Raw genomic sequence first — 12,656 nt, 5'->3', positions numbered from 1 at the left:
TGCAGCGGAGCCGTCACGGCTCATCGCAGGAAAGGATGGTCATCATGGATATCACGAGGAACGGTGTGCAGCCCTCCGGCAAAGGCCCTTCGGACTGGTTCACCGGTACAGTCCGGATTGACCCGGTCTTTGTGGCTAATGATGCGCGGCGCGCCGCAGCGAGCAGCGTCACGTTTGAACCCGGCGCGAGGACGGCATGGCATACCCACCCGCGCGGCCAGACCTTGATCGTCACCGCCGGCCTGGGTCTCGTTCAGCGCGATGGCGGTCCGGTCGAGGAGATCCGGCCCGGGGATGTCGTCTGGTTCGAACCGAATGAGAAGCATTGGCACGGTGCTTCGCCGACGACAGCCATGACCCATATCGCCATCCAGGAACACCTTGACGGCAAGGTGGTGGACTGGCTGGAGCATGTGACGGACGAGCAATATCACGCGAGGTGAAGATGCCGACCCCTTTCCTTGCCGTCAAGCAGCGTATTTGCGGCTGATTGACCCTCGCAGCTTCCGGAAAAGATGTCGCCATAGCGGCGGTGCTGGCCGTAGGCAGATAAGTGTTCGGTTGCATCGCCGCGTAGTGTCGATGCACTGGCACGAATCGAGGATATCCGATGACCTCTGTTGAGCGTCCCATGCCGAGCGAAGCCGGCATCCTGCAGTTCATGGAGATCTGTGAGTCCTTCTATCCGCCGGATGCGGTAACGGCCTCCATCGCGCAGCAGCGCCAATGGTATGACGCGCTTTGCGCTCGTTTCGATCGCCCCTTGCCGGAGGGCATGCGGACTACAGATGGCTTCGTATCCGGAACGATTCCTGTCAGGCGTTACAGGCCCGCCAACATCCGTACGACAACGATACTCCTCTATCTCCATGGCGGCGGTTTCGTCGTCGGTTCGCTCGAGAGCCATCATGCGATCTGCGCTGAGGTCGCCGATCATGCCGGCGCCGAGTTGATCTCGGTCGATTACCGGCTGGCGCCGGAATATCGCTGGCCGGCCCAGACTGATGATTGTTTCAGCGTTCTCAAGCAACTGCTCGCCGAAAAGAAGTCAGTCGTGCTGATCGGTGACAGCGCCGGCGGCAATCTCGCGGCAGGGCTGGCCGTGCGCGCGCAAGCCGAGCGGCTTTCGGGCATTGTTGGCCAGATCCTGATCTATCCCGCACTCGGCGGCGATCTCGTCTCCGGCTCCTATGAGGAGATGGCCGAGGCACCGGGCCTGACGACGGCTGATGTCGCCTATTACCGCACCGTTCTGCAGGCGCCGGAAGGCGATCCGGTCGCAGGACCGCTTGCCTTAGCCACCATGGCCGGTCTTCCGCCAACCTTCATTACCGTTGCGCATTACGATCCGCTGCGCGACGATGGCCGCAACTATGCGGCGCGTCTCGCGCAGGCAGGGATCGAGGTCTGGTTCCGTGAGGAGCCGCAGATGGTGCATGCCTGGCTGCGGGCACGGCATATGAGCGATGGCGCGCGCACCGGTTTTGCCGCCATCTGCGCGGCGGCAAGCCGGTTTGCGGGCTCCTGCTGACCTACATCAGGTCGCGGACGATGCGCTTCTCCTTGAATATCTTCTCGAAAATCTGCGTTTCGCCCTCATAGGCAACGACCGAGGCGCTGATTACCCAGTCCTTTGCCGTGCAGGATATGGACGACGTTGCCACCGTGCGAACGAACCAGCCGGGGCGGCTCATGTCGCAGGTCCATGTCGAGATGCCTGTCATCGATAGCGGATCGTCCGGCGCGATCGACCAGACTTCTTCGCGCAGCTGCCGTGTGGAAAGTCCGGTGCCGGGATGTTCGGAAAGGCCGGTATCCTCATAAATTTCATAGCGGGTGACGCCGGCTGAGAGATCACGAACCACCTGCCGCTTCGTCGAGCCTGGTGCGTGTTCGATATATTTCGGCAGCGGATCGGGATTGTCGGGCTGCTTGATGTCGATGATCTCATGCGCACCGAGCTTCGCCAAAGCAAGGCCGATGGAGGCGATGTCGATCGTCAGGCCCGGATCTTCCGGTGGCGGCAGGACCATCGGCCAATAGGCTGTCGACAGCGACAAGCGGATGCGGTGCCCTTTGCGGAAACGATAGCCGCAGGCATCGAGCGTCACTGTCACTCTGACCTGCTGACTCTTAATCAGCGGCTCTGGCGCGGCATTGCCGTTGCGATGGGCGAGGTTGAGCACGCCGAAGGAAACACGCGTTGCCGTGCCGTCCGGATGGATATCGACGAGCCTTGCGCAGAGATTGGCAGTTTCGGCATCGCACCGCAGCGTCAAGGTGACGACGGGGCGGCCGAGATAATCGTGATCCTCCACCAGCGGTGCGGTCTGGAAGGTCAGCGACCCGGCATCGTCGACGCGTTGATCGATCGCCATTTCCGCATCCGGCTTCAGGGTGAACCATTCGCCCGAGGCCGTACCCGTGTCGAGCGGCGAGCGCAGATAGACGGGATGTTCCGGTGCGTGCGGGATTGGCATGCCTTCCATCAGCGTGCCGAATTGCTCGACATAGAAGCACTGCATCTCCGGCTGCTTCCATTCTTGCTTCGCGATCCAGAAACCGGGGTCGAAGTCGCGGCGTTTGGCGGGTTTTATGGCGTCAAGAATATAGGCACGCACCGATGGCATGGCCTCCGCGCCGTTACGTTCGCCACGCAGCCAGTGGTTCCACCAGGCGATGGCTTCTCCGTGGAAATCGGCCCGCGGCTTCGGCCAGGCGAAATGCGGATATTTGTGAACCCACGGGCCGATCAGCGCCTTCGCCTTATCCCCGAGGCCTTCGACCGCCAACAGCGGCGTATTGCGGTAACCGTCAGCCCAGCCGGCGATGACGATGGCGGGGATATCGAAGCCTGCGAAATCCTCGCAGATGGAGCCATGCCGCCAAAAGTCGTCGCGACGCTGGTGCTGGAGCCATTCCTCCATGAAGAAGGGTTCCTGCTTGAGGCGCTCCAGCCACATATCGCGCCAGTCGTCCCCAACGATGGCCTGGTCGGGCGAGCGAGACTGATAGCCGAGCATGGTCGCCGCCCAGGAGAGCTGGGCGGAGAGATGGCAGCCGTTCTTGTAATGGATATCGTCATTATAGCGATCGACCGTGGAGGCGATCGAAATCACCGCTTTCAACGCGGGCGGCTTCAAGGCCGCGACCTGCAGGCAGTTGAAACCGCCCCAGGAAATGCCCATCATGCCGACCGAGCCGTTCGACCACGGCTGTGCTGCGATCCAGGCAATCAGCTCGCAGGCGTTCGCAAGCTCGAGCTCTGTATATTCGCCATCGATGACGCCGCTGGATTCGCCGGAGCCTCTGATATCGACACGAACGCCGGCAATGCCTGCTGCAGCGAAGACCGGGTAGGTGGATTCGTCACGCGGACTTGTCCCGTCGCGCTTGCGGTACGGCAGGAACTCGAAAACGGCAGGCACGGGATCGCTCTCCGCCCCTTCCGGTATCCATATGCGCGCGGCAAGCCGCGTTCCGTCCTTCAGGGTGATCCATTGATTTTCAATGGTGGTGAAGCTGCGCTCGGCCATGATCATATATCCAGAAGAGGTTTAGGCATTAAACCATACACGGCTGCCGATGTAGCCATTCGACATATCGTTGCCGATATCGTCCACGTATCCCTTCAGCGTCTTCGAAGAGGCCATGATGTAGTCGTTGAAGACGGGCAAAATCAGGCCACCATCGTCTCGCACCATCGCTGCCAGCTGTCGATAAAGCACCTTGCGTTTGGCTTCATCGAGCTCGGATCGCGCCTGCAGCACCAACTTGTCGAAGTCGGGGCGCTTGAAGCGCGTATCGTTCCATTCCGCGGTCGAGAGATAGGAGGTTGAGTAGCGCGAATCCTGGGTCGGACGGCCGCCCCAGAAGGAGGCGCAGAAGGGCTGCTTGTTCCAGACATTGGTCCAGTAGCCGTCTTCCGGTTCACGCTTGACGTCGATCGTGATGCCGGCCTTGCGTGCGCTTTGCTGGAACAGGATCGCCGCATCCACGGCGCCCGGAAAGGCTGCGTCTGACGTCAGCAGCTGAACGGGGCGATCGAGGCCCGATTTCTTGAAGTGGAAGGCGGCCTTGTCTGGGTCATAAGGGCGCTGTTCGATATCGGTCGGCGCGAGCGCGTAGTTGGAATTGACCGGATAGTCGTTGCCGATCGTCCCGTAGCCGCCCAGAACCTTGTCGAGGATCGACTGGCGATCGATCGCATATTTCAGCGCGAGCCGCAGATCGGAGTTGTCGAAGGGCGCTGTGTCGCAATGCATCAGGAAGCAGTAGAAGCCCTTGCCGGCATTGCGGACGATCTCGACGGTCGGTGCCCGCTGCAGCATCGGCACGGTCTTCGGGTCGACATTGTTGACGAAATGAACCTGACCGGAGGCGAGCGCTGCAATGCGGGCGGTGTTGTCGTTGATGACGAGGATTTCGACGCTGTCGACGAAGCCCCGGTCAGAGCGCCAATCCCTAGGGTTCTTCTCGAAGGTGGCGCGAACACCCGGCTCGAAGCTCTTCAGAATGTAAGGGCCGGTGCCGACGGCCGCCGCCGGCTTGTCGACGCCGCCCTTCGGCTGGATGATCAGGTGGTAATCGGTCAAAAGCAGAGGCAGATCCGCATTGCCCTCGGAAAGCGTGAGGACGAGATCGCCCGCCTTTTCTTCGATGCCGGTGATCGAGGCCATAAGCCCAAGAGCACCCGACTGCGAATTCTTGTCCGCATGCCGCTTCAATGTCGCGACAATGTCGGCGACCGTCATCTTGCTGCCGTCGTGAAACTGCACATCGTTGCGGATCTTGAAGGTCCAGACGGAAGCGTCAGCCGAGGGCGTCCAGGAGGATGCCAGCGACGGCAAGGGAGCGCCGGTCTTCGGATCGGATTCGAGGAGCGTATCGCCCCAGAGGCGGCCAATGACGAACAAGACGGAGGCACTATAGGTTGCCGGGTCGAGCGCATCGCTGGTGGCGCCGCCCTTGAGGCCGAGTTTCAGATGACCACCGCGCTTCGCTTCCTGTGCTTGAGCATCGCGGGGCATTAGGAGGCCGGAGGTGAGTGCCGGCAGTGCACCCAGCGCGGCTGCCCCGCCGAGGAAGTGACGGCGGCCCATATTCAGCTGAGAAGATTGATCTTTTTGTTGCGTCATGACAGTTCCCTCGTTTCCATTTTGTAGGTGAGAACGTAGAGGCCGGCTCAGCCCACGCAATTTCGCGACTTGACGCATCTTTAAGCAAGTTTACGCTAGTCGTCATCAATGCGGAGCTACCGATGCCTCACTTGGTCGAGAACCTCAAAATTGCCTGCGCAACGCAGCGTTCCATTTCGCATCTATGCCGTGCGATCGATATCAACCGGCAACAATTCAACCGCTATATCAACGGCCAGACGAAACCGTCTGCTCACAATCTGGCGCGCATCGCCAAGTATTTCGATCTCGATGCAGCCGACTTTGATCTCGCTCCCAGGCTCTTTCGCGAGCGGCTTCGCAAGCCGGCCCTGGACCTCAATCAAAGCTCCGATTTGTTAAAGGCGTTCCCCGGAGATCTGGCCGCGCTCCGACGTCATATCGGCTATTTCCAGACCTATCATCGGTCGCCATCCTGGCCGGGAATGGTCGTCTGTTCCTGCAGTCGTCTTATCGAGCGGGGCGGGCTCGTGCACGTCAAGTCGATGGAGCGCCTGCGGGACCCAGGAAACGGCATTCAGCAATTTTCCAAATATGTGGGTTTGGCAGCCTTCTATCGAAACCGCATCTTCATCACCGAGCGTGTCGTCGGCCCGAATCCCATACTGTCGCAGACGATCCTTCTGCCCTTCGACGAGTATCAGCGCGTCTATCTGCGCGGGACGACAATGGGAGTTTCCTGGCGAAAGGAAAACCTCCCCTATGCCTCGCGGATGATCTGGCGGCATGTGGGTGCCGAGCCTGATCTGCGAGAACTTCTGTCGCGCTGCGGACCGCTGCCGCTGTCATCGCGGCAATTGCCGCCGACGGTACGCTCGTTTCTTACGGATCCCTCGGCCGAAGTGTATGCAGTGCCAGCCGAGTATTGACGACACCGATTGCCGAAGGGCTTTGTTAGCCTTCGCGGGTGCTCAACAGCGAAAAACCCAAGATGCAAGAAAAAGTTGTGCTTCTACGGAATATATTAAGGATCGCTTTATAAAAGTAGCAGTCATCATATCGTTTAGTGACGCATACTTCGACATTTTGGGGATGCCTAGATGCTTTTCTCTGCGAGAATGGATGCAGATCCCAGTGCGTGTGCCTATATCAACGATCTGCTTCGCCAAGAAGCAAAGATTAATTTGGACCGCGACGCCGACATTCCCGATGCTGTTTCAGTCAACCGGGTCTTGAATTTCATCAAGCGCTTGTGGAGCGAAACCGGGGAGGAGCTGGATGTCAATGTCTTCTATCGCCATCGCACCCTCGATGCCCTCGGCCTTGCAATTTCCAATCACGAAGACCTCTCAGTCTCTCCGAAAATCATAGAGCTCCGTGACGGGGAGGGCGCGGCGCCATTGCTGCTATTTGCAGGCGGAGCAAGCTGCTTCCTGGAAATGCAGCAATTGATCAAGGAAATCCGCTTTCCAGGACCGATCCTTGGCGTTGCGTTGACGGCCTTCAATCGCGATCGTCGACATCCGGCAACGGTGGAAGACGAGGTCCAAAGCACGCTGAGAGCGCTGCAGGCAGCAGGGATCAGCGAGCCATATCGATTGCTCGGTTATTCGTTTGGCGGTGTTTTTGCCTTGGAGCTTGCCCGCGTCCTGAGAGCGCAGGGGCAAAAGATTGCATTCCTTGGCATGCTTGATACCCCGTTTGGCGAGCAGGAGTGGCCGCTGATGACGTGGGGCAGGTTCATGTGGCAACGCTGGAGGCGCGCCCGAACCAGAAAGAAGAACCTACGGAAAGCCGATTCTCAGCCACGCCGTCTAGCATCGGCTCAGACCAGCAGGCCGGTTATCGGGCGACGAGAACTCCTCGCAAAAAAACTGAAGCCCCTTTCGTTCCGCTACGCCGATCCGCATTCGGCCTATTATCCGGAGCTGGCGCCGCAATGGATGGGCGATTATCCGCCGCTCTACGATGCGGCTGCCAGACAACTCCTGCGTATGAAGGGTCTTTATAAACCGAGCCGTTATGACGGCGAGCTGACCTTCTACCGCAGCCTGCAGGGCTCACCGGTCGATTGCGATCCCAAAACCATATGGGGGCGTTTTCTTGCGCATGCGGATTGGGTCGATGTTGCCGGCAACCACCAGAGCATGATTGTCGGTCGCAATGCCGGCACGCTTGCTCGCGAACTCAGCGCGCGCCTGCTGCGCTGAGCTTTCAATTTCCGGCGCTCTCCATCTTCCGCGTCGTCAGCACGCGCTCCAGCCAGCCGATCTCCATTTCGGGAACGGATTTCAGCAGCAAGTCGGTGTAATCGTCGAAGGGCGGCGACAGTGCTTGCGATTTCGGGCCGAAGCGAACGAGCTTGCCACGATGCATCACCGCGACGCTATCGGCGATGGCGCGCACGATGGCGATGTCATGGGTGATGAAGACGTAGGAGAGATGCGACTCTTCCTGCAGCTTCAGGAGCAGTTTCAGAATGCCTTCGGCAACCAGCGGATCGAGCGCCGAGGTCGGCTCGTCGCACAGTATGAGTTCTGGCTTGGCTGCGAGCGCGCGCGCGATGGCGACACGCTGTTTCTGGCCGCCCGATAGCTCGGCCGGATAGCGGTCGATGAAACCGTTGCTCATCTCGATCTGATCGAGCAGCTCTTTCACACGTGCGGTCTTCGCTGCACCATGCAGGCCATCATAGAAAGTCAATGGACGACCGATGATATCGCGGACGGTCTGACGCGGGTTCATTGCGGTATCCGCCATCTGGTAGATCAGCTGGATACGGCGCAGCTCCTGTCGCGAGCGGTCTTTCAAGGCAGGGGTCAGCGGCTTGCCGTCAAAGGAAATCCGCCCGTCGCTCGGCGGCAGCAGGCCGGTGATGACGCGGGCAAGTGTCGATTTGCCTGAGCCGGACTCGCCGACGACAGCCAATGTCTGACCTTTAGGAACATGTAGAGAAACATCGTGCAATACCTTGAAACCATTCGAGTATTGCGCGCTGATATTCTCGACTTTCAAAAGTGCGCTCGTCTGATCGGCGGCTTCTGCACGTATCTCCTGGCGGACGTTGACGAGAGCGCGGGTATAGTCCTGCCGCGGCTCCTCGATGATCTGCTGGACGCTGCCATATTCCACCGTCTTGCCGTGCCTCAGCACCATGATGTCGTCGGAAATCTGGGCAACGACGGCAAGGTCATGGGTGATGTAGAGCGCAGCGGTATGCGTCTCCTCAATGGCGTGCTTGATCGCTGCAAGCACATCGATCTGCGTGGTGACATCGAGCGCGGTCGTCGGTTCGTCGAAGACGATCAGTTCCGGATTGGAGCAGAGCGCCATGGCGGTCATGGCGCGCTGCAGCTGGCCGCCGGAAACCTGATGCGGATAGCGGTCCCCGAAAGTTTCCGGATTGGGAAGGCCAAGCACGCGGAAGAGATAGAGCGCCCGCTTCCTTGCCTCCTCCTTCGTCATCAGGCCATGCTTCACCGTTGCTTCGATGACCTGATCGCCCAGCCGATGCGCCGGATTGAAGGCGGCCGCTGCCGATTGCGCGACGTAGCAGACCCGTGCCCCGCGGATCCGGCGGATGCCGGACTTGCCGAGCGGCAGGATGTCGGTGCCGTCGAGCAGCACCTGGCCGCCGGTAATCTCGGCGCCGCCACGGCCGTAGGCGAGGGCGGAAAGGCCGATGGTGGACTTGCCGGCGCCGGACTCGCCGATCAGCCCGAGCACCTTGCCTTTCTGCAAGTCGAAGGAAACGCCATCGACGATGGTGACGCGTTTCGGCGGCTCGCCCGGCGGATAGCTGGTTGCCTCTATCTTGAGATTACGGACGGAAAGAAGCTCAGGCATCGCCACGCCCTCCCTTGAGGCTGGAGGTGCGCCTTAGGAGCCAGTCGACCACCAGATTGACACAGATTGCGAGTGCCGCGATGGCGGAGCCCGGCACGAGCGCGGCTGAAATCCCGAAGATGATGCCGTCCTTATTGTCCTTGACCATGCCGCCCCAGTCGGCCGCCGGCGGCTGGATGCCTAAGCCGAGGAAGGAGAGGGTGGAGAGAAACAGGATCGAGAAGGCAAAGCGCAGTCCGAATTCCGCTAGCAGCGGCGACAGCGTATTCGGCAGGATCTCGCGGAAGATGATCCAGATCTTGCCTTCGCCGCGCAGCTTAGCGGCTTCGACGAATTCCATGACCGCGACATCCAGCGCCACGGCGCGGCCGAGGCGATAGACGCGGGTGGAATCGAGAATGGCCATGACGAGGATCAGCACGATCAGGTTCTGCGGCAGGACGGCGAGCACCACGAGCGCGAAGATCAGCGTCGGGATCGACATCATCAGGTCGTTAAAGCGCGAAAAGACCGTGTCGATCCATCCGCGCGAGACGGCGGCGGTGAAGCTGAGGATGATGCCGAGCGAGAAGGAAATGATCGTTGCCGCCAGTGCGACGAAGAGCGTCGTGCGGGTGCCGTAGATCAGACGCGACAGGATATCGCGGCCGAGATTGTCGAGGCCGAAGAAATATTGTGCATCGGCCGGCTGCCAGACGTTGCCGACGACTTCCGTCTCGCCGTAAGGAGCGATCCAGGGAGCGAAGATCGCGCAGATGAAGGCGATCAGAATACCGACAATGCCGACCCACGCGGTGATGGGAATATCTCTCAATCTCATCGCGGATGCCTCAGACGCGGGTTGGCGATGATGGCGAGAATATCCGCCGTCATGTTGAGGAAGATGTAGACGGCGGCGAAGATCAGGCCGCAGGCCTGGACGACAGGCATGTCGCGTACCGTCACCGCATCGACCATGTACTGGCCCATGCCCGGATAGACGAAGACAACTTCGACGACGACGACGCCGACGATGAGATAGGCGAGGTTCAGCGCGATCACATTGATGATCGGTGCCAGCGCATTGGGGGCGGCGTGCTTGACGATGGCGCGGAAGGCGGAGAGCCCCTTCAGTTCCGCCGTTTCCATATAGGCCGAAGACATGACGGAGAGAATGGCCGCCCGCGTCATGCGCATCATGTGAGCGAGTACGACAAGGACCAGAGTTGCGGTCGGAAGCGCGATTGCCTTCAGCCGATCGACGAAGCCCATGCCGTCGAAAACTGTGGCCGGAAAAGTCGCGATACCGAATTTGACCGAGAAGAACATGATGAGGAGATAGCCGATGAAGAATTCCGGCAGAGAGATTGCCGCCAGCGAGATGACATTGATGATCTTGTCCGGCATTCGGTTCCTGAAATGGACGGCGAGCATGCCTAGGCAAACCGCCAGCGGCACCGAAATCAACGCCGCAAAGCCGGCCAGAAACAGCGAATTGCCGAGCCGCTTGCCGATCTGCTCACCGACGGAATTCTTGCTGGCCCAGGAAGTGCCGAAATCGCCCTTGACGGCATTGCCGAGCCATTCGACATAGCGGGTGACGACAGGCCGATTGAGGCCAAGCTCTTCGCGGATATTCGCGACCGCCTGCGGCGTTGCCGACTGGCCGAGATAAGTGGTGGCGAAATCGCCGGGCAGGGCTTCGAGCCCGCCGAAGATCAGGACCGAGACGGCAAACAGCAAAATGATGCTGAGCACGCAACGCTCGATAATGAGGGATAGCAGCGGAAAACGCTGCTTGAACCTCAGCCCGGGCAGAACGGTGCCGGGAGGTGAATTGGACATGGCCGATGCCTCGCACTGAGAGCGGTTCCATGTTTTACAGGAATCGCTGTGCCGCTCTCTTTTGTTGTTTTACGCAATTCCGAATGGAAAACAGCTGCGCATTTTCCTGAAATTGCCTGAAACGTCGGGAGGACCGCGAAAGGCTTTCGCGGTCCCGGCTGCATTGGGGATCAGGGCGTTCTCGCCGCTTCAGGCATCAAGCGTCCAGCCAGACGCGGGTCGCGACATAGCCGTTCGACATGTCATTGCCGATATCGTGGACATAGCCCTTTACCTGCTTGGTGGAGGCATTCACGAAATCGTTGAACATCGGCAGGATGACGCCGCCTTCGTCGCGCACCATCATTGCCATGGCGCGATAGAGCTCCTTGCGCTTGGCTTCGTCCAGTTCGGAGCGGGCCTGAAGCAGGAGTTTGTCGAAGTCGGGGCGCTTGAAGCGCGTGTCGTTCCAGTCCGCCGTCGAGAGATAGGCGGTGGAATACATCTGGTCCTGCGTCGGCCGCCCGCCCCAGTAGGAGGTGGAGAAGGGCTGGACGTTCCAGACGTTCGTCCAGTATCCGTCGCCCGGCTCGCGCTTGACCTCGATATTGATCCCCGCCTTCTTGCAGCTTTCCTGATAGAGAACTGCGGCATCGACGGCGCCGGGGAAGGCGACTTCGGAGGTGCGCAGCAAGACCGAACCGCTATGGCCAGACTTTTTGTAGTGGAAGGCGGCCTTGTCGGGATCATATTTGCGCTGCTCGATGCCTTCGGGGAAGAGCGCATAGGTGCCGTTGATCGGGAAGTCGTTGCCGACCTTGCCGTAGCCGCCAAGAATCTTCTTGACCATCGTCTCGCGGTCCATGGCGTATTTCAGTGCCAGGCGCAGGTCGTTGTTGTCGAAGGGCGCCTTGTCGCAATGCATGATGAAGACGTAATGGCCGCGGCCGGCGGTGGCCAGGATTTCGACGTTCGGCGCACGCTTGAGAAGATCCACGGTCTTCGGATCGACACGGTTGATGTAATGGACTTGGCCGGATGAGAGCGCGGCGATGCGAGCCGTCGCATCGTTCATGCAGATGATTTCGACACTGTCGACGAAGCCGCGGTCGGTACGCCAGTCGTCCTTGTTGCGCTCGAAGGTGGCGCGTACGCCGGGCTCGAAGCTGACCTGCTTGTAAGGGCCGGTACCGATCGAGGCGAGGGGATCGTCATAACCGCCATTCGGCTGGATGACGAGGTGATAGTCGGTCAGAAGCAACGGCAAGTCGGCGTTGCCTTCGGTCAAGGTCAAAACGAGGTTGTCGCCGTCAGCCTTGATCTCCTTGATCGACTTCACAACGCCGAGCGCGCCGGATTCCGATTTCGCATCCGTATGGCGCTTGAGCGTGGCGACGACGTCGTCGATCGTCAGGTCCTTGCCGTTGTGGAATTTCACGCCCTTGCGGATCTTGAAGGTCCAGGTGGCGGCATCCTTCGACGGCTCCCAGGATTCAGCGAGCGAGGGAACGGCGGCACCCGTCAGCGGGTGGGATTCCACCAGCATGTCGCCCCAGCAGCGGCCGATGCAGAACATGACCTGTGACAGGAATTTTGCCGGATCCTTGGAATCGGTTGCAGCACCGCCTTCAAGGCCAAGCTTCAGATGGCCGCCGCGCTTCGGTTCGGCTGCCATTGCACTTTCGGTAAAGAGCTTGTCGGCGAGCGTCAAAGTCACGCCCGCGGCCATTGCGCGTCCCATGAATTCGCGGCGGCTAAGCCCGCCGGCGGTAACGCGGCTGGTCAGATATTTCGTATAATCGTTCATTCCCCTGTTCCTTCTTCTTGCCGTGTTGACAAAGCTCCCGAGCAAGCCACTTCAGGTCACGGTTCCTCTTCCGCCTGAAGCCT

General features: G+C 60.0%; 10 protein-coding genes. 4 read left to right on the top strand and 6 right to left on the bottom strand.

Annotated elements, in window-relative coordinates:
* The first annotated feature begins 41 nt into the window (after positions 1-41).
* Both AC13RC_RS15290 and AC13RC_RS15285 read left to right on the top strand, forming a co-directional pair.
* Positions 42-443 (top strand): (R)-mandelonitrile lyase, encoded by a 402-nt coding sequence (locus tag AC13RC_RS15290; RefSeq protein ID WP_488557773.1) that lies wholly within the window; start codon positions 42-44, stop codon positions 441-443.
* A gap of 167 nt (positions 444-610) precedes the next feature.
* A complete protein-coding gene (locus AC13RC_RS15285; protein ID WP_488557646.1) occupies positions 611-1,531 on the top strand; it encodes an alpha/beta hydrolase in 921 nt (306 codons plus the stop codon).
* A gap of 1 nt (position 1,532) precedes the next feature.
* On the opposite strand, the gene AC13RC_RS15280 is transcribed toward AC13RC_RS15285, so the two are convergent.
* Together AC13RC_RS15280 and AC13RC_RS15275 are read right to left on the bottom strand one after the other, a co-directional pair.
* Entirely contained in the window at positions 1,533-3,536 is a 2,004-nt protein-coding gene (locus tag AC13RC_RS15280; protein WP_488557645.1) for a CocE/NonD family hydrolase, read from the bottom strand.
* Between the two features lie 21 nt (positions 3,537-3,557).
* On the bottom strand, positions 3,558-5,138 hold the full coding sequence (locus AC13RC_RS15275) for an ABC transporter substrate-binding protein (RefSeq protein WP_488557644.1): 1,581 nt from the start codon (positions 5,136-5,138) through the stop codon (positions 3,558-3,560).
* 122 nt (positions 5,139-5,260) lie between these two features.
* On the opposite strand from AC13RC_RS15275, the gene AC13RC_RS15270 reads away from it, so the two are divergent.
* Both AC13RC_RS15270 and AC13RC_RS15265 read left to right on the top strand, forming a co-directional pair.
* Positions 5,261-6,046 (top strand): helix-turn-helix domain-containing protein, encoded by a 786-nt coding sequence (locus AC13RC_RS15270; protein WP_145317951.1) that lies wholly within the window; start codon positions 5,261-5,263, stop codon positions 6,044-6,046.
* Between the two features lie 255 nt (positions 6,047-6,301).
* A complete protein-coding gene (locus AC13RC_RS15265; RefSeq protein ID WP_488557643.1) occupies positions 6,302-7,327 on the top strand; it encodes a thioesterase domain-containing protein in 1,026 nt (341 codons plus the stop codon).
* A 4-nt stretch (positions 7,328-7,331) separates the two neighbouring features.
* Here AC13RC_RS15265 and AC13RC_RS15260 read toward each other — a convergent pair whose 3' ends face one another.
* The 4 genes from AC13RC_RS15260 to AC13RC_RS15245 form a co-directional block, all read right to left on the bottom strand.
* Positions 7,332-8,963 (bottom strand): ABC transporter ATP-binding protein, encoded by a 1,632-nt coding sequence (locus tag AC13RC_RS15260; protein WP_069615470.1) that lies wholly within the window; start codon positions 8,961-8,963, stop codon positions 7,332-7,334.
* A complete protein-coding gene (locus AC13RC_RS15255) occupies positions 8,956-9,783 on the bottom strand; it encodes an ABC transporter permease (RefSeq protein WP_183809194.1) in 828 nt (275 codons plus the stop codon). The genes AC13RC_RS15260 and AC13RC_RS15255 overlap by 8 nt, the downstream gene beginning before the upstream one ends.
* Positions 9,780-10,787 (bottom strand): ABC transporter permease, encoded by a 1,008-nt coding sequence (locus tag AC13RC_RS15250; protein ID WP_113351101.1) that lies wholly within the window; start codon positions 10,785-10,787, stop codon positions 9,780-9,782. Before AC13RC_RS15250 ends, AC13RC_RS15255 begins: the two co-directional genes overlap by 4 nt.
* Before the next feature lie 196 nt (positions 10,788-10,983).
* The gene (locus tag AC13RC_RS15245) at positions 10,984-12,573 is read right to left on the bottom strand and encodes an ABC transporter substrate-binding protein (protein ID WP_113332729.1); all 1,590 of its coding nucleotides are present in this window, start codon (positions 12,571-12,573) and stop codon (positions 10,984-10,986) included.
* Positions 12,574-12,656: the final 83 nt, after the last annotated feature.

This window comes from Martinezella sp. CNPSo 3890 (assembly GCF_057784455.1).
This window is presented reverse-complemented; position numbering and strand designations above follow the sequence as displayed.

Bases quoted from the DNA above. Each gene is read 5' to 3' on its own strand.
- AC13RC_RS15285 (WP_488557646.1), top strand. From the start codon at position 611: ATGACCTCTGTTGAGCGTCCCATGCCGAGCGAAGCCGGCATCCTGCAG.
- AC13RC_RS15280 (WP_488557645.1), bottom strand. From the start codon at position 3,536: ATGGCCGAGCGCAGCTTCACCACCATTGAAAATCAATGGATCACCCTG.
- AC13RC_RS15275 (WP_488557644.1), bottom strand. From the start codon at position 5,138: ATGACGCAACAAAAAGATCAATCTTCTCAGCTGAATATGGGCCGCCGT.
- AC13RC_RS15270 (WP_145317951.1), top strand. From the start codon at position 5,261: ATGCCTCACTTGGTCGAGAACCTCAAAATTGCCTGCGCAACGCAGCGT.
- AC13RC_RS15260 (WP_069615470.1), bottom strand. From the start codon at position 8,963: ATGCCTGAGCTTCTTTCCGTCCGTAATCTCAAGATAGAGGCAACCAGC.
- AC13RC_RS15255 (WP_183809194.1), bottom strand. From the start codon at position 9,783: ATGAGATTGAGAGATATTCCCATCACCGCGTGGGTCGGCATTGTCGGT.
- AC13RC_RS15250 (WP_113351101.1), bottom strand. From the start codon at position 10,787: ATGTCCAATTCACCTCCCGGCACCGTTCTGCCCGGGCTGAGGTTCAAG.
- AC13RC_RS15245 (WP_113332729.1), bottom strand. From the start codon at position 12,573: ATGAACGATTATACGAAATATCTGACCAGCCGCGTTACCGCCGGCGGG.